We start from the raw sequence: 18,423 nt of genomic DNA, 5'->3' as shown, positions 1-18,423 counted from the left end.
CCCCCGGAACGAGACGGATGGCGGAGATGAACGCCCAGGCTAACGAGGACCGGCTTCGGCGCGCCATGGCCGCCGTCCTCCAACTCCAGCAGCGCAACGCCGAGTTGGAGAACCAGCGCCACGAGCCCGTGGCGATCGTCGCGATGGCCTGCCGGCTGCCCGGCGGGGTCGCGACCCCCGAGCAGTACTGGGAGCTGCTGGCCGGCGGGCGGGACGCCATCGGACCGCTGCCCGCCCGCTGGGACGGGCTCGACCTGTACGACCCCGACCCCGGCGCGGCCGGCAAGAGCTACGCCGACCAGGGCGGCTTCCTGGACGACCTGGAGCAGTTCGACGCCGACCTGTTCGGCATCTCGCCGCGCGAGGCGGTCTCCATGGACCCGCAGCAGCGGCTCGTCCTGGAGGCCTCCTGGGAGGCGCTGGAGCGCGCCGGCATCCGCCCCGACGGCCTTACCGGCAGCCGCACCGGCGTCTACGTCGGCGCCATGCGCGCCGACTACGAGACCGGGCACGCCCCCCTCGAAGTCCTCGACGGCTACCAGGGCACCGGCATATCCGGCAGCGTCGTCTCCGGCCGCATCAGCTACGCGCTGGGCCTGCAGGGCCCGGCGCTCACCATCGACACCGCCTGCTCCTCCTCGCTGGTCGCCCTGCACTCCGCGATCGCCGCGCTGCGCTCGGGCGAGTGCGACCTGGCCCTCGCGGGCGGCGTCACCGTGATGAGCTCGCCCGCCATGTTCGTCGAGTCCAGCAGGCTCGGCGCGATGGCCCCCGACGGGCGCTGCAAGAGCTTCTCGGCCCGCGCCGACGGCGCCATCTGGTCCGAGGGCGTCGGCATGCTCGTCCTCAAGCGCCTCTCCGCCGCCCAGCGCGACGGCGACCGCGTCCTCGCCGTCGTCCGCGGCTCCGCCGTCAACCAGGACGGCCGCAGCCAGGGCCTGACCGCCCCCAACGGCCCCGCCCAGCAGCGCGTCATCCGCGAGGCCCTGGCCGCCGCGCGCCTGGACCCGGCCGACATCGACGCCATCGACGCCCACGGCACCGGCACCCCGCTGGGCGACCCGATCGAGGCGGGCGCCCTCGCCGAGGTCTTCGGCCCCGGGCGCGACCCGGGACTGCCGGTGCGCCTCGGCTCCTCCAAGTCCAACATCGGCCACACCCAGGCCGCGGCCGGCGTCGCCAGCGTCATGAAGATGGTGCTGGCCCTCCAGCACGAGAGCCTGCCCAGCACCCTGCACGTCGACGAGCCCAGCCCGCACATCGCCTGGGGCGACAGCGGCCTGGCCCTGCTGCGCGAGGCCGCGCCCTGGAAGCGCGGCGAGCGGGTGCGCCGGGCCGGCGTCTCCTCCTTCGGCATCAGCGGCACCAACGCGCACGTCATCATCGAGGAGGCCCCCCGGGAGGAGCCCACGGCGGAGGCCGGGGCGGCCCCGGAGGGCGTCGACTCGCCCGCGTACCCCCTGCTCCTGTCCGGCCACGGCACCCAGGCGCTGCGCGCCCAGGCCGAGCGCTGGGCCGACTGGCTGGAGCGGCACGGGCGGAGCGCCGCCTGGCGCGACGTCGTGCGCACCGCCGCCGGGCACCGCGCCCGCCTGGAGTCCCGCGCCTCGGTCCTGGCCGAGGGGCCCGCCGAGGCCGCCGAGGCGCTGCGCGCCCTCGCCGAGGGCCGCCCCCACCAGGGCGTGGTCACCGGCACCGCGCAGGACCGCGGCAAGCCCGTCTTCGTCTTCCCCGGCCAGGGCTCGCAGTGGCTCGGCATGGGCCGCGAACTCCTGCGCGACAGCGAGGTGTTCCGCACCGCCGCCACCGCGTGCGACACCGCCCTCGGCCCGTGGACCGGCTGGTCGGTCCTCGACGTGCTGCGCGGCGAGGCGCCCGCGGAGCTCACCCTGGAGCGCATCGACGTCCTGCAGCCCGCCCTGTTCACCGTGATGATCGGCCTCGTCGAGGTGTGGCGCTCGGTCGGCGTCGAGCCCGCCGCCGTGGTCGGCTCCAGCCAGGGCGAGGTGCCCGCCGCCGTCGTGGCCGGGGCGCTGACCCTGGCCGAGGGCGCCCGGCTGACGGCGCTGCGCTCGCAGGGCCAGCTGCGCGAGTGCAGCGGCCGGGGCGCGATGGCCCTGGTGGAACTGCCGGTCGCCGAGGTCGAGGAGCTGATCGCCCCCTACGGCCCGGCCCTGTCCGTGGCCGTGGTCAACACCGCGGCGTCCGCGGTCGTCTCCGGTGACGTGGCCGCCGTCGAGGAACTCCTCGACTCGCTCGCCGACACCGACGTCTTCAGCCGCCGCATCGCCTCCGACACCGCCGGGCACAGCGCGCACATCGACCCGATGCTGCCGTGGCTCGCCGAGGAGCTCGCCGACCTGCGGCCCGGGACCTGGCGGGTGCCCTTCTACTCCACCGTCACCGGCGCCGTCCTGGACGGCGAGGCCCTCGACGGCCGCTACTGGTGCCGCAACGCCCGCGAGACCGTCCGCATGGACCGGGCCCTGGACGCCCTGGTCGCCGACGGGTTCGACGTCTTCGTCGAGATCTCCCCGCACCCCGTCCTGGGCATGGCGCTGACCGGCGCCACCTCCGCCGTCCAGGGCGCCGTCGTCGGCACGCTCCGCCGCGACCGGGGCGGCATCGACCAGGTGCTCCGCTCGCTCGGCGCCCTGCACGCCCAGGGCCACGACGTCGACTGGGACCGGGTGCTCGGCACGGTGCCCGGCTCGCGCACCGCCGCGCTGCCCACGTACGCCTTCCAGCGCCGCGCCTACTGGACCGACGTGCCCGGCTACCGCCCGCTGGACGAGGCCGAGCTTGAGGCACTGGCCCGGCGCGCCGCCGAGGAGGAGTCGGCGCCCGCCGAGGGCGCCGCCGCGCTGCGCGCCCGGCTCGCCCCGCTCGACGCCGACGCCCGGATCGAGGCCGTCACGGAGCTGATCGGCACCGAGGCCGCCGCCGTGCTCGGATCGGACGCGCCCGTCGCGCCCGGCAAGCGGATGCAGGAGCTCGGCCTGGACTCCATCATGGCGCTCCAGCTGCGCAACCGGCTCTCCGAACTGCTCGGCGCCGCCGTGCCGACCAACCTGGCCTTCAAGCACCCCACGCCCCGCGACGCGGCCGTCCACCTGCTCGACCACGTCCTGGGCGACCTCAGCGACGCGCCCGCCGTGCCCGCGCTCCAGCGGGCCGCCGGGCGCGGCACGCACCCGGCGACCGAGGGCCAGCGGCGGCTGTGGTTCCTGGAGCGGATGCGCCCGGGCAGCCCGCAGTACAACTCGCCGCTCGTGCTGCGCCTGGACGGCCCCGCCGACCCGGACGCGCTGCGCGCCGCCCTGCGGTTCGTGATGGACCGTCACGAGGCGCTGCGCACCGGCCTGGAGAGCCGCGACGGACGCCTCGTGCAGGTCGTCGCCGCCGACTACGAGGTGCCCTTCGCCCACCACGACCTGACCGGCGCCGCCCCCGCCGAGCTGGACGCGTGGCTGCGCGCCGAGGAGCGCCGCCCCTTCGACCTGGGCGGCCCGAGCCTGCTGCGGTGCGCCCTGCTCGACACCGCCGACGGCGCGCTGATCAGCCTCGACCTGCACCACGCCGTCACCGACGGCTGGTCGCTGACGCTGCTCACCCGCGAACTCTTCGACGCCTACCGGACGCTGGCCGGCGGCGGTGCGCCCGAGGCCGCCGAGGTCCGCTTCCAGCTCGGCGACTACGCGGCCTGGGAGCAGCGCGCCCTGGCCGAGGGCCACTTCGCGCCCGCCCTGGACCACTTCGCCGCCGACCTCGCGGGCATGGGCCGCCTGGAGCTGCCCGCCGCCGAATCTGCCGACGGTGACGTCGACGACGAGGGCGGCACCGTGGCCCTCGCCGTCCCGGCCGGGCTGCACGCCCGCCTGGAGGCCGTCGCGGCCGGGGCGTCCGTCACCGCCTACACCGTGTACGCCAGCGCGTTCGCCGCGCTGCTCGCCCGCACCACGGCGACGTACGACTTCGGCGTCGGCACCGTGTGGGCCAACCGCCAGCTCTCCGGCGCCGACGGGGTGCTCGGCTTCCTGGTCAACACGCTGCCGCTGCGCTTCGAGCTGGCCGGCGACCCCGCCTTCGACCAGCTGCTCGCCGCCACCGCGCGGCGCGTCACCGGCCTCCTGGAGCACCAGGACGTCCCGCTGACCGAGATCGTCCGGGTCGCGGGCGGCGAGCGCGCGGGGGAGGAGAACCCGCTCTTCCAGGCCGTCTTCAACTTCCGGGCCAGCGAACTGGCCCCGCTCGGCGAGGAGGGGTCCGCCTGGCGGCCCTCGCGCGACGGCGCCGTCGGCGGCGGCCCGCGCGGCGTGGCCAAGGCCGAGATCGGACTGACCCTCGCCCCGTCCGACGACGGCGGCATGCGGGCCGAACTGGAGTTCCTGCCCACCGTCCTGGACCGCGCGGGCGCCGTGCGGCTCGCCGAGAACCTGCTCACCCTGCTGGCGTCCGCCGCCGCCGACCCGTCCCGCCGCCTGAGCGAGCTCGACCTCATCGGCGCCGCCGAACTGGCCTGGCTCACCGAGCGCGGCGGCACCGCCGCCGCCGAGGTGATGACCGACAGCGCGCTCGCCCGGATCGTCGAGCGGGCCCGCACCACCCCCGACGCGGTCGCCCTGGTCGCCGACGGCGCCGAGGTCTCCTACCGCGCGCTGCTCGCCCGCGCCGGGGCGATGGCCGGCCACCTGCGGGCCGTCGGCGTGGGCCGGGAGAGCCTGGTGGGCGTCCACCTGCCGCGCTCGGCCGACCTGGTGGTGGCCGTCCTGGCGACCTGGCTCGCCGGCGGCGCGTACGTACCGCTGGACCCGGAGTACCCCCGGGCCCGCCTGGAGCACGTGATCGGCGACAGCGGCCTTCAGGTCGTCGTCTCCACCCGCGACGGCGCGGCGGAGGTCGCCGACGACCGCATCCAGGTGCTGCTCGCCGACGCCCTGCCCGACGCCGGGGACGCGGAGCTCGCCGACGCGCCGCTGCCCGCCCTGGCGGACCTCGCGTACGTCATCTACACCTCGGGCTCCACCGGCCTGCCCAAGGGCGTCCAGCTGGAGCACGCGCAGTTCGCCAACTTCTGCGACGCGATGGACGACCGCGTCGGCGGCGGCCCCGGCGCCACCTGGCTCGCCGTGACCAGCCTGTCCTTCGACATCTCTACCCTGGAACTGCTGTGGACGCTGACCCGCGGCTACCGCGTCGTCGTCGCCCAGGGCGGCCCCGCCGCCTGGTCCTCCTACCTGCCCTACGCCCCCACCCACCTGCAGTGCACCCCGTCGCTGGCCCGGATGCTCCTCGCCGACGCCGACGGGCGCGCCCTGGTGCAGGGCCTGGACCGGATGCTCGTCGGCGGCGAGGCCCTCGACCGCGGCCTGGCCCGCAAGCTCCTGCGGCTCTGCCCCGGCCTGATGAACATGTACGGACCCACCGAGACGACCGTCTGGTCGGCCGCCTGGGACGCCGCGCCCGGCGAGGTCGCCCTGGGCGAGCCGCTGCGCAACAACCTGCTGTACGTCCTGGACGCGCACGGCCGCCGGGTACCGCGCGGCACCCGCGGCGAGCTGTGGATCGGCGGTCTCGCCGTGGCCCGCGGCTACCTGGACCGCCCCGAGCTGAACGCCGAGCGGTTCGTGGCCGACCCGTTCGCCCCCGGCGGCCGGATGTACCGCACCGGTGACGTGGTGCGCCACCGCGCCGACGGCACCCTGGAGTTCTGCGGCCGCGCCGACGCCCAGGTCAAGCTGCGCGGCCACCGCATCGAGCTCGGCGAGATCGAGGCCGTCGCCGCCGAGCACCCGCACGTCACCGAGGCCGCCGCCGTCGTCCGCGAGGACGTCCCCGGCGACCCGCGCCTGTGCCTGTACTTCACGCTCGCCCAGGGCCGGGACGCGGCCGACGAGGACGTCCTCGCCACCCTGTCCCAGCGGCTGCCCGCCTACATGGTCCCGGGCCGGCTCGTACGGATGCCGGAACTGCCGCACACCCCGAACAAGAAGGTCGACCGCAACGCCCTGCTCGCCCTGGAGGCACCGCGGGCCGTCGTCCCGGCCGGCGTCGCCGACGGGGACGACAGCGTCGAGGCGCTGATCACCCGGGCCTGGGCCGAGGTGCTCAACACCCCCGCGATCGACCCCGACAAGGGCATCTTCGACCTCGGCGCCAACTCGATGACCGCCCTGGAGGCCCACAAGGCCATCTGCGCCGGGCTCGGCCGCGAGTTCCCGCTCTCCACGCTCTTCCGCTACCCCACCGTGCGCCAGCTCGCCGCGTTCCTGCGCGACGGCTCGCACGCCACCCTGGTCCGCCAGGAGTCCGCCGCCCGCCGCGAGCGCGCGGGCGAGGACGCCATCGCCGTCGTCGGCATGGCCTGCAAGCTGCCCGGCGCCCCCGACCTCGACGCGTTCTGGAGCAACCTGCGCGGCGGCGTGGAGTCCATCTCGTACTTCACCGACGAGGAACTGCGCGCGGCGGGCGCCACCGAGGAGGAGCTGGCCCACCCCGACTACGTGCGGGCCAGAGGCCTGGTCGACGACCCGGACCTGTTCGACGCCGCCTTCTTCGACTACTCGCCCGCCGAGGCGCTGGTCATGGACCCGCAGCACCGGATGTTCCTGGAGACCGCCTGGCAGGCCCTGGAGCACTCCGGCATCGTGCCGCGCACCTTCGACGGCAAGGTGGCCGTCTTCGGCGGCACCGGCTTCGGCGGCTACCCGCAGGACGCCGGCGGCGACCTGTCGTCCTTCTACCGGTCCATGATCGGCAACAAGAGCGACTACCTGGCGACCCGGGTCGCCCACCGGCTCGACCTGCGCGGCCCCGCCCTGACCGTCCAGACCGCCTGCTCCACCGGCCTGGTCGCCGCCCACCTCGCCCGCGAGAGCCTGCTGCGCGGCGAGTCCGACGTCGCCCTGGTCGGCGCGTCCTCGCTGACCATCCCCCTCAAGCGCGGCTTCGTGCACCAGGAAGGGCTGGTCGTCTCCCCGGACGGCAAGTGCCGGGCCTTCGACGAGAAGGGCGCCGGCACCGTCTTCGGCAGCGGCTCGGGCGTGCTCGTACTGCGCCGGCTGTCCGACGCCGTGGAAGCGGGCGACACCGTCTACGCCGTGCTGCGCGGCAGCGCCGTCAACAACGACGGCGCCAACAAGGCGGGCTTCACCGCCCCCAGCGTCCAGGGCCAGGCGTACGCGATCGCCGAGGCGCAGGCCGCCGCGGGCGTCGACCCCGCCTCCATCGGCCTGATCGAGGCGCACGGCACCGCCACCGCGCTCGGCGACCCCATCGAGGTCCAGGCGCTCCAGCAGGTGTTCGGCGCGGTCGAGCGCGAGGAGCCGTGCGCCCTCGGCTCGGTGAAGACCAACATCGGCCACGCCGACGCCACCGCGGGCATCGCCGGACTCATCAAGGCCGTCCTCGCCGTGCACCACGGCGAACTGGTGCCCAGCCTCAACTACGAGCACCCCAACCCCGAGATGGGCCTCGACCCCAACCTGTTCTACGTCAACACCCGCACCCGGCCCTGGCACGAGGAGGACGGACCGCGCCGCGCGGGCGTCTCCTCCTTCGGCATCGGCGGCACCAACGCCCACGTCGTCCTGGAGCAGGCCCCCGACCGCGAGGAGCTGCCCGCAGCGCCCTCCGGCGCCCTGCCCGTGCTGGTCTCCGCCCGCGACGAGGCCGCCCTGCGCGAGCAGGCCGCCCGCTGGGCCGACTGGCTCGACGACCGGGGCAGCGGCGTCCGGCTCGCCGACGTCGCCGTCACCGCCGCCCGCCACCGCGCCCACTTCGAGCACCGCGCCGGCGTCGTCGCGGCGGACCGGGACGGACTCGTCGAGGGCCTGCGCGCGCTCGCCGAGGGCCGCTCGCACGCCGCGCTGACCGAGGCGCGGGCCCGCGCCCGGGGGCGTACCGTCTTCGTCTTCCCCGGCCAGGGCAGCCAGTGGGACGGCATGGCCCGGGAGCTGATGGGCACCTCGGCCGCCTTCGCCGAGGCGGTCGGCGCCTGCGACGCCGCGCTCGCCCCGCTGACCGGCTGGTCGGTCACCGACGTGCTGCTCGGCCGGGGCCCGGCCGAGCTCACCGAGGACCGGCTCGACGTCATCCAGCCCGTGATGTTCACGACGTACGTGGCGCTGGCCGCCGCCTGGCGCGAACTGGGCCTGGAGCCCGCCGCGGTGGTCGGCCACAGCCAGGGCGAGGTCGCGGCGGCCGTGGTCGCCGGGGCCCTCAGCCTGGAGGACGGCGCCCGGATCATGGCCGTGCGCAGCCGCGCCCTCCAGGGCGTCGCGGGCGTCGGCGCCATGGCCGTCGTGGAACTCCCGGTCGAGGAGGTGCGGGCCCGCATCGCCCCGTACGAGGGCCGGATCTCCCTCGCCGCCGTCAACACCCCCGGCTCGGTCGCCCTGTCGGGCGAGGCCGACGCCCTGGAGGACCTGCTCTTCGACCTCGACGACGAGGACGTGGTCTGCGGCAAGCTCCCGGCCCCGGTCGCCTCGCACAGCCACCACATGGACGCGCTGCTGCCCGGCCTTGAGGCGGACCTCGCGGACATCGCGCCGCGTACCGGCACCGTGCCCTTCTACTCCACCGTCACCGGCGGCGCCCTGGACGGCGCGGCCCTCGACGCCGCCTACTGGTCGCGCAACCTGCGCGAACCCGTCCGCCTCGACCTGGCCCAGCAGGCCCTGCTCGGCGCGGGGCACGACGTGTTCGTCGAGGTGAGCCCGCACCCGGTGCTCGCCATGCCGCTCACCGAGGGCGACGCCCGCGCGGTCGTCACCGGCACCCTCCGGCGCGGCCACGGCGGCCGCGAGGAGTTCCTGCGCACCCTGGGCGCCCTCCACGTCCAGGGCCTGGCGGTGGACTGGTCGTCGGCGCTGCCCGCGTCGCGCGACACCCGCGTGGCCGCGCTGCCGACGTACGCCTTCCAGCGCCAGAGCTACTGGATCGACCCGCCCGCCGAGGCGCGCGAGGCGGCCGTGGACGGCGCGTTCTGGGACGCGGTCGGCGACGGCGAGGCCGAGCGGCTCGCCGAGCTCATCGACGCGCCCGAGCGGCTGCGCGAGGCCGTCGACGAGCTGCTGCCGCTGCTGTCCGCCTGGTGGCGGCGCCAGGACGCCGACCAGAAGGTCGGCGGCTGGCTCTACGAGGACCACTGGCAGCCCGCCCCGCTCCCGGACGCGCCCGCCGCGCCCGGCGCGGTCGCCCTGGTCACCGCCGACGGCGAGGCCGCCGCGGCCGACGCCCTGGAGCGCGCCCTGACCGACGCGGGCTCCCGCGTCCACCGGCTGCCCGGCGGCACGGACCGCACCGCCCTGGCCCGGCTGCTCGACGCGCTGCCCGAGGCACCGGACGCCGTCCTGACCACGGCCTCGCTCGCCGTGGACCGGGGACCCGGCGGCACCACCGGCGGCTTCCTCGCCACGCTCGCCCTGCTCCAGGCCCTCGGCGACCTCCAGCTGGCCGCCCCCGTCTGGGCGCTGACCCGCGGCGGGACCGCCGTCACCGACGGCGACCCGGTGCCCGAGGTGGCACCGGCCCTGGTCGCCGGACTCGGCCGGGTCGCCGCGCTGGAGGACCCGCTGCGCTGGGGCGGCACCCTCGACCTGGCCCGCGAGCCGTACGAGGGCTGGGCCGGGCAGGTGGTGGCCGCGCTGTCCGCGGGCGACCACGAGGACCAGGCTGTCCTGCGGCCCGGGGGCCGGTTCGTACGGCGGCTGCGCCGCACCGAGCCGCCCCGCGGCACCGAGTGGACCGTGCGCGGCACCGCGCTGGTCACCGGCGGCCGGGGCTCGCTCGGACTGCACCTGGCGCGCCGCCTCGCCGAGCGCGGCGCCACCCGGGTCGTACTGGCCTCCCGCAACGCCGCGAGCACCCCCGAGACCGACCAGCTGCGCGACGAACTCGCCTCCAAGGGAGTCCTGCTGCACCTGGAGTCCTGCGACGTCACCGACCGCGCGCAGGTCGATGCACTGATCGCCCGCACCGGCGACGCCGAGCGGCCCCTGACGGTCGTCGCCCACCTGGCCGGGGTGTCGCGGATGGCGCCGATCGGGGCGCTCACCGCCGAGGACGCGGCCGACGAGATCGCCGCCAAGGTGCTCGGCGCCCAGCACCTGCACGAGGCGCTCGCCGGACACGACCTGGACGCCTTCCTGCTGTACGGCAGCGGCGCCAGCCTCTGGGGCGGCGCGGGCCAGGCCGCCTACGGCGCCGCCAACACCGCCCTCGACGCCCTCACCCGGCACCGCCGCGCCCAGGGGCTCACCGCCACCGTGGTGCACTGGGGCGGCTGGGCCGGCGGCGGCATGGTCTCCGCCGAGGCCGAGCGCACCGCCCGCTCGCGCGGCCTGCGCTCCATGCCGCCCGCCCGCGCCCTGGACGCCCTCGACCTGGCACTGCGCGGCGGGACGGCGGCCGCCCTGGGGGTGGCCGACATCGAGTGGGCGAAGTTCGCCCCCGCGTACCGCGCGGCCCGCCCGCGCCCGCTGCTCGACACGCTCGACGACGCCCGCCCCGAGCAGGACGCCGGGGTCCCCGCCGGGGACGCGGCGGCCGGACGGGCGCTGCGCGACCGGCTCGCCGGACAGGGCGAGGAGGAGCGCCTGGCCACCCTGGTGGAGCTGGTCAAGGACGAGGTCACCCCGGTCCTCGGCCTGGCGGGCAGCGCGCTGCCCGAGGAGCAGCCGCTGCAACAGCTCGGCCTGGACTCCCTGATGGCCGTGACCCTGCGCAACGCGCTCGGCCGCCGCACCGGCCTCGCCGTCACCACCGAGACGATCCTGCGCTTCGCCAGCTGCGCCGGCATCGCCGGGCGCCTGCTGTCCGAACTGCTCCCCGAAGGGGCCGCGCCGGCCGTCGCGCCCGAGCCCGGCACCGGGTCCTGGCTGCGGGTCCTCAAGCCCGCCGAGGCGCCCCGCGCCCGGGTGTTCGCCGTCGCCGGGATGGGCGGCACCACCGGAGGCTTCGTCCCGCTCATCCACCACCTGCCCGACGACGTCGAACTGGTCGGCGTGCAACTGCCCGGCCGCGAGGGCCGCGCGGACGAGGAGCCGGTGAGCGACATGATGGCCGTCGCCGACCAGGTGGTCGCCGCGCTGTCCGGGCGGCTCGACGCGCCCGTCGTGCTGTACGGGCACAGCCAGGGCTCCTGGCTGTGCTGGGAGGTCGCCCACCGGCTCGCCCACCGTCCCGGGGTACCCCCGCTGGCGCTCGTCGCCGCCTGCGCGCTGCCGCCGCAGGCCCCGCAGACGGACGGGCTGCGCCGCCTCGGCGAACTCACCGGCGACCTGGACGCGCTCGGCGACGACGGCCTCGGCGAACTCGGCCGGGTCTTCCGGGGCCTGCTGCCCCAGGAGGTCCTGGACAGCGGGGAACTGCTCGCCGAGTACGTGGAGCGGCTGCGGGCCGACACCCGGCTCGCCGACGACCACCGCGCCGTCCTCGACGGCGTCACCCGGGCCCCGCTGGACATCCCGCTGCACGCGGTCTCGGGCACCGACGACCCGGTGCTGCCCGACGGGTCCATGGAGGTGTGGCGGGAGCTGACCTCGGGTGCCTTCACCCCGTCGAGCATCGAGGGCACCCACGCCGCCCCGATCGTCAACTCCGAGGCGATGGCGGCCCGACTCATCAACGTGATCACCGAGATCGCTTCCGTGGAGGAGAGCCATGAGTGAGACAGTCCGCCCCGACGGGGCGCGGATCCACTACGAGGTGCACGGCGAGGGCTTCCCCGTCCTGCTGCTCGCCGACGGCGCGGCCGGCGGCGAGACCGCCGCCTGGGAGGAGGAGTTCCTCCACCCGGTCGCCGAACTCGCCGGACGCTTCCGGGTGATCACCGTCGACCAGCGCAACACCGGCCGCAGCACCGGCCCCCTCGCCCCGTTCTCGTACGCGACCGGCGCCGAGGACCTCGTCGCCGTCCTGGACGACCTCGGCGTCGAGGCGGCCCACGTCGTCGCCGCGGGCACCGGCACCGCCCTGGCCTGGCGCCTCGCCCACGACGCCCCCGGCCGGGTCCGCTCCGTCGTCGCGCTGCGCCCCGTCGGCCTGGGCGCCGACAACACCCTCGGCGACTTCCTCGGCACCTACGACGAGGCCATGCGGCTGCCGCGCGCCGAGGCGCTCGCCGGGGTCGTCGAAGCCGCCCGCCGCGAGCCCCGCTTCGACCTCAACCCGGGCGCGGGCCCGTACGCCCGGCGCCTGGCCGACGACCAGGAGTTCCGCGACCAGGTCGGTGCGCTGCGCCGGGAGCGCTACGTCGTCGCCGTGGTCCGCCACCGCGACGGGATCTGGCCGAAGGGCGCCGCCTTCTTCTCGGTGCCCGACGCCTGGTTCGCCACGCTCGCCGCACCCCTGCTGGTCCTGCCCGGGGCCGACCGGCTGCACCCGGAGGACGTCGCCAAGCGGCTGGCCTCCGAGGTGGCCGGAGCCCGGCTGGTCGACCCCGGTTACGACACCGCCGACCGGCGCACGGAGACCGTCTCCACGATCGTCTCCTTCCTCGACGAGAACACGCCCCGCTGACGGCGCCAAGGAGACGGACGAACACCATGCTCACCCTCGACACGCTCGACATCACCGACGAGACCGCGTACGCGGCCCGGGGCGGCTACCCCTACGACGAGTTCGACCTGCTGCGCCGCGAGGCACCGGTCTTCTGGTACCGCCGCCCCGGCTTCGAGCCCTTCTGGGTGCTCACCCGGCACGAGGACATCGCCTTCGTCTCGCGCAACCCGAAGATCTTCTCCAGCGCCCAGCGGGTCACGCTCGACACCCCCGAGGCCGTCGACATGTTCGAGATCCAGCTGGAGCAGCGCGGCCAGATGTTCGGGCACGGGCCCGAACTGCCGCCCGCGCTCTCCTACATGGACTCGCCGCGCCACCGCCACCTGCGCCAGGTGATGGCCCCCTGCTTCACCCCGAAGGCCATCCACGAGCTGGAGGAGCGCTTCCACGAGCTGGCCCGCGGCTTCGTGGCGGAGTTCACCGACCGGCTGGACGCGGACGGCACCGCGGACGTGGCCCGGCTGCTCTCGGCCCGGCTGCCCGTCGCCGCGATCTGCGAGCTGGTCGGGGCGCCGCGCAAGGACTGGGACGACATCTACGAGTGGACCGAGGGCACCACCGGCGCCGCCGACCCGGAGAACTGGCGCGAGGGCGAGGACGCCGAGGCCACCTTCAACCGCAGCATGACCGCGCTCAACGGCTACGTGGCCGCGCTGGTCCAGGAGCGGATGGCGCTGATCGAGGGCGACGGCGCCGACGTGCTCAGCCGGCTCGCGCGCGCCCGCATCGACGGCGAGCCGCTGGCCTTCCACGAGATCCTCTACACCATCTTCAACCTGCTGGTCGCGGGCATCGGCACCACCCGCAACGCCACCAGCGGCGGCGTCCAGGCCCTGCTCGCCCACCCGGAGCAGCTGCGCCTGCTGGCCGAGGACCCCTCGCTGGTCGACGGCGCGGTCGAGGAGGTGCTGCGCTGGACGTCGATCGCGGTGAACTTCGTGCGCACCGCCAAGCAGGACACCGAGATCGGCGGGCAGCGGATCCGCAAGGGCGAGACCGTGGCCATGTGGTACCCGGCGGGCAACCGCGACGGGGACGTCTTCGCCGACCCGTACCGCTTCGACATCACCCGCGACGCCACCGCGCAGATCGCGTTCGGCGGCCACGGCGAGCACGTCTGCCTGGGCTCGCACCTGGCCCGGCTCGAACTGCGCGCCGTGCTGCGGGCGCTGCTGCCGCTGCTGCCCTCCCTGGAACCGGTCACCGAGCCGGAGTTCGGGGTGCTCCACCTCCAGGCGGCCGAGATCAAGCGGCTCGTCGTACGACGTAAGGAACAGTGAGATGGCGGACAACGCACGACCGGTACCCACGACCCTCCAGGGCTTCGCGTCCGGCGACGAGTCGGACCTCAACGTGGTGGCGCCCTGGGCGGGGCCCGTGGTCGACGAGGCGACGGGGGCGCTGCGCGAGCCGCTGCGCGGCCGGCACCTCATCGCCACGTCCGTGGGCTGGCCCAAGCCCGGGCACGAGCCCAGGGCGATCGCGCTGAACGAGGCGATCCTCAAGGACCTCTACGTGCGCCCGGGGCTGCTCGCGGTCACGCTGGCCATTTCCGAGAAGAACTTCAACAGCACCCGGAGCCTCAGCATCTGGACCGACGAGGAAGCCCTCAACGGATTCCTCATGTCAGAAGCTCATCTCGCCGCAGCGCGGCATGTGCGGGAGTTGATGTTCGACTGGGAAGGGGCCAACTGGGAATCCACGGAAACCCTCGTCCTGCCCACTTTCGACGACGCGAAGGCGCGGCTCGACGCGGCGCGCAAGCCCGGCCCGAGTGAATTCGAGTCACCGGATCACTGAAAGCACTCTTTCTGGGCGCCCAGACGAGGCATGAAAAGCGCTCAGTAAGTAGTCGTAAAACGCTTGAGAAGCAGTCGAGAGCCATTCGAGAAGCATTCGAGGGCGGGTCGAGTCGCTTTCGTCATGATCGTGGAAAAGGAACCGAGAGGAGCACGCTGATGACCACCTCCGTCGAGGCCCCGCCGCAGGCGTTCACCGACCACCTGCTGCACCACTTCGACCTCGCCTTCGGGATGGTCCTCGAGCTGGCCGAGGACTTCGACGACGAGACCGCCCGCGAGACGCCCGGCGGGCACAAGCCGCTGGTGTGGTTCCTGGGCCACCTCACCTGCGCCACGGACTACTTCTCCACCCTGCACCAGGGCACCGACTCCCTGGTCACCGAGGAGTTCTCGCTGCGCTTCGCGGGCAACGACAACCAGGACTGGTCCCTGGCCCCGGCGCTCGCCGACATGATCGCCCTCTACCAGGCGGTGCACGCCCGTGCGCGCGAGTTCGTCGCCGGGCTGCGCCCCGAGGACTTCGACAGTGAGTCCCCGCTGGAGCCGTTCGGTGACGACCGCCTGAAGAACCTGGGCAAGGCCCTGTCGATCATCCAGATGCACGACGCCTACCACTGCGGACAAATCGGCACCCTGCGTCTCGCGCTGGGCAAGAACGTTCCCTTCTAGAACGTTCCCTTCCAGGGCGACCTCCACCGGGCCGCTGCTACGGTGTGGAGAGCTTCGTCCGCACCGTTCGGGGCTCGGAAAAGGAGAGTGCAAATGCCGTCCCACATCGCCTTCTTCAATTTCCCGGCAATCGGTCACGTGAATCCCACGCTGGGGCTCGTGGAAGAACTGGTGAAGCGGGGACACAGGGTCACGTGCACGGTCACGCGGCACTTTGTCCCCGCCGTGGAGAGCATCGGCGCCGAAGCGGTCGTCTACGAATCCGTCTTCGGCGACTTCTACCGCAGCCCCTACACGGCGGAGGCCAACGCCGGCGAGGGACTGCGCTGCCTGCGCGAGGCCACCTCGCTGGTGGAGCAGGTCGGCCCCTTCTACGAGCGGAACGTGCCCGACGTCATCGTCCACGACTTCATGGCCTGGGGGGCCAAGCTCTACGCGGCCAAGCACGGCATCCCGGCGGTCCGCCTCTTCCCGTCGTACGCGTGGAACGAGAAGTTCTCCATCCAGGCCAAGTTCCCGCTCGCCGAGTACACCGACCCGCAGGTCATGGAAATGGTCGGTCAACTCACCGCTCTCCTCCCGGAGTTCGGCCTCCCGGCGGACCCGATGGCCTTCCTCCAGGAGATCGGCGACCTCGGCATCGTCTTCATGCCGCGCGCCTTCCACTACGACGGCGAGACCTTCGACGAGCGGTTCGTGTTCGCCGGACCCTGTCTGGGCGACCGCTCCCACCAGGGCCACTGGCAGCCCGCCGGGGACCGCCCGGTGCTGCTCGTCTCCCTGGGCACCGCCGCCACCGGCTGGCCCGAGTTCTTCTCGACGGCCGTCGAGGCATTCCGGGACTCCGAGTGGGACGTCGTCATCGCCGTCGGCGACCACCTCGACCCGGCCGAACTGGGCGAACTGCCCGCCCACATCGACGTACGACGGCACGTCCCGCAGCTCGACGTGCTCGGGCACGCCCGCGTCTTCGTCACCCACGGCGGCATGAACAGCACCATGGAGTCGCTGCACCACGGCGTGCCCATGGTCGTCGTGCCGCAGATGAACGAGCAGCGGGCCAACGGCCTGCGCGTGGACGAGCTCGGCCTCGGCCGCCACCTGGCGAAGGAGGACGTCACCGCGCGGTCGCTGCGCGAGGCCGTCGATGCCGTCGCCGGGGACGCCGCGGTCACCGGGCGGGTCAGCGAGCTGAGCACCGCCATGCGCGCCACCGACGGCCCCACGATCGCCGCGGACGCCGTCGAGGCGCACCTCGCCGCCCGCTGACGCCCACCCGTACTACCCACCCGTACTACCGATCGCGTACGCACCCCCGCACCACCCCCGTACCGCCCCTCCCGAAAGGCCCGGGGCACCGGCCACCCCCCTTCGCCGGTGCACCGGGCCTTTCCCTCTGCCCGCGTCCCCTTCCTGTGCGTGGCTTCCCGTGGCCTTGACGGATGTTCGAGCGCGTTGCGAGCCGCTCCGCCCACGGTGAGTGCGTACGGGGGACTGCCTCACGGCGCTGCCCGTGCCCCATCCGACTACACACCTGGAAGGCACCGTGAAGCGACTGCTCAAGATCGCGGCCGTGGTCCTGGCCCTGGGCCTGATGACCCCCGTGGCCGCCGCGGACGAGGACGCCGGGGACAAGCGCCCGCGCCGCACCTTCGCCCAGATCGGCTCCCCCAGCGCCCCGTCCGGAAAGGGCAGCTTCCGCTTCGGCGTCTCCAGCTCGGCCACCCAGATCGAGGACGGCAACACCCAGACGGACTGGTACCGCTGGACCCAGCCCGAGCCCCAGGGCCTGGGCCGCAGCCCGTTCGTCGGCGACGGCGTGCAGGGCTACACCAAGGCGATCGACGACACGAAGCTGCTGGACGACCTGAACGTCGACTCGTACCGCTTCAACGTCGAGTGGGCGCGCGTCGAGCCCAAGCGCAACCAGATCGACGAGGCCGCGCTCGACCACTACAGCAAGCAGCTCGACGCCCTCATCGCCCGCGGCATCCGCCCGATGCTGGTCATCCACCACTTCGCCAACCCGGTCTGGGTCGACAACCCCGACGACGCCGGCTGCGCCAAGGGCCCCTCCGACACCAACCTGTGCGGCCTCGACCACCCGGTCGGCGGCCCGCTGGTCGTCAAGGAGATGGCCGAGCACGCCAAGCTGCTCGCCCAGCGCTTCGGCGACCGCGTCGACGAGTGGGCCACGATCAACGAGCCCATGGTCTACATGCTGTTCGCGCACGCCTTCGGCGCCGGCCCGCCCGGCAAGGCCAACCTGCCGACCAACTTCGCCACCAAGTTCGTCCCGGCCATCCGCCAGTACATCAACGCCCACGTCGCCATGTACCAGGCGATCAAGAAGTACGACCGGGTGGACGCCGACGGCGACGGGCGCGCCTCGTCCGTGGGCCTGACCGCCAGCGTCAAGCAGTACGTGGCCGTACGCGACGGCAAGATCAGTACCGACCCGCGTGACATCGCCGCCCGCGACAAGTTCCGCCGCTTCTTCGAGCTGAACTTCCTGGACTCGCTGTGGAAGGGCTCCTTCGACAGCGACTTCGACGGCGTCGCCGACGAGCGGCACCCCGAGTGGCGGGGCACCCTCGACTGGCTGGGCATCCAGCTCTACGACCGCACCGGCGTCTCCGCCACCGCCACGCCGGGACCCAACACCCTGCCGGTCCTCAACGTCGACGTGTGCGGCGCCCCGCCGTGCCTGCCCCTCCTGGACTCCACCTACTACGTGCCCACCATGGGCTACGAGTCCGACCCGCAGGGCCTCTACCCGGTCCTGAAGGACTTCGGCTCCCGCTACCGCGACCTGCCGCTCATCGTCAGCGAGTCCGGCATCGCCACCACCTCCGGCAAGCGGCGCGCCGAGTTCCTGGTCCGCGCCCTGGAGCAGATCGACCGGGTGCGCACCGAAGGCGTCGACGTCCGCGGCTACTACCACTGGAGCCTGATGGACAACTTCGAGTGGCTCAAGGGCTACGACGCCCGGTTCGGCCTCTACCACGTCGACCGCACCACCATGAAGCGCACCCCGACGGAGGCCGCCACCGTCTACGCGGCCATCGCCGGCTCGCGCACCCTCTCCCCGGCCGTGCGCGCCGCCTACGGCGGCAGCGGGCCGCTGACCCCCGAGCCCGGCAGCGGCGGCGCGCCCGCCGCCCCGAACGCGCCCACCGACCCGGCGGTCACCGCGGCCCGCAAGGACTGACCGCGCGGCACGCACCCACGTCGTAGGACACCGGTCCACGCACCACCTCCACGCACCACCTCCACGCACCACCTCCACGCACCACCTCCACGCACAACCTCCGCGGGCGCCCCCAACCGGGGCGCCCGTCGCGGTGGATCCGGGCTCGACCCGGTCTCCAGAACCGCGTCCGAGGGT

At 74.3% G+C, this 18,423-nt stretch carries 7 protein-coding genes; all 7 read left to right on the top strand.

The genetic code is table 11. The annotated features are described in order from the left end of the window. Positions 1-26 precede the first annotated feature (26 nt). The 7 genes from ABT160_RS22325 to ABT160_RS22295 all read left to right on the top strand — a co-directional run bounded on the left by ABT160_RS22325 (position 27) and on the right by ABT160_RS22295 (position 18,246). Positions 27-11,672 carry a non-ribosomal peptide synthetase/type I polyketide synthase gene (locus tag ABT160_RS22325; RefSeq protein WP_351649481.1) on the top strand — a complete coding sequence of 3,882 codons (11,646 nt, stop codon included), beginning with the start codon at positions 27-29 and terminating at the stop codon, positions 11,670-11,672. After that, positions 11,665-12,522, top strand: coding sequence for an alpha/beta fold hydrolase (locus ABT160_RS22320; protein ID WP_351649480.1), 858 nt, complete (start codon positions 11,665-11,667; stop codon positions 12,520-12,522). The genes ABT160_RS22325 and ABT160_RS22320 overlap by 8 nt, the downstream gene beginning before the upstream one ends. Positions 12,523-12,548: 26 nt before the next feature. Then, positions 12,549-13,844, top strand: coding sequence for a cytochrome P450 (locus tag ABT160_RS22315; protein ID WP_351649478.1), 1,296 nt, complete (start codon positions 12,549-12,551; stop codon positions 13,842-13,844). A 1-nt stretch (position 13,845) separates the two neighbouring features. Then, positions 13,846-14,364: a DUF3291 domain-containing protein gene (locus tag ABT160_RS22310; RefSeq protein ID WP_351649477.1), complete on the top strand. Its 519-nt coding sequence runs from the start codon at positions 13,846-13,848 to the stop codon at positions 14,362-14,364. Positions 14,365-14,522: 158 nt separating this feature from the next. Then, positions 14,523-15,035: a DinB family protein gene (locus tag ABT160_RS22305; protein WP_351649476.1), complete on the top strand. Its 513-nt coding sequence runs from the start codon at positions 14,523-14,525 to the stop codon at positions 15,033-15,035. Between the two features lie 93 nt (positions 15,036-15,128). Next, entirely contained in the window at positions 15,129-16,304 is a 1,176-nt protein-coding gene (locus tag ABT160_RS22300; RefSeq protein ID WP_351649475.1) for a macrolide family glycosyltransferase, read from the top strand. 277 nt (positions 16,305-16,581) lie between these two features. Continuing rightward, complete coding sequence (locus ABT160_RS22295) at positions 16,582-18,246, top strand: glycoside hydrolase family 1 protein (RefSeq protein WP_351649474.1); 1,665 nt, start codon at positions 16,582-16,584, stop codon at positions 18,244-18,246. Positions 18,247-18,423 lie beyond the last annotated feature (177 nt).

This window comes from Streptomyces sp. NPDC001941 (assembly GCF_040296945.1).
Classification (GTDB): domain Bacteria; phylum Actinomycetota; class Actinomycetes; order Streptomycetales; family Streptomycetaceae; genus Streptomyces.
The sequence above is the reverse complement of the archived record's forward strand: the minus strand, read 5'-3'. Positions and strand labels throughout refer to the sequence as shown.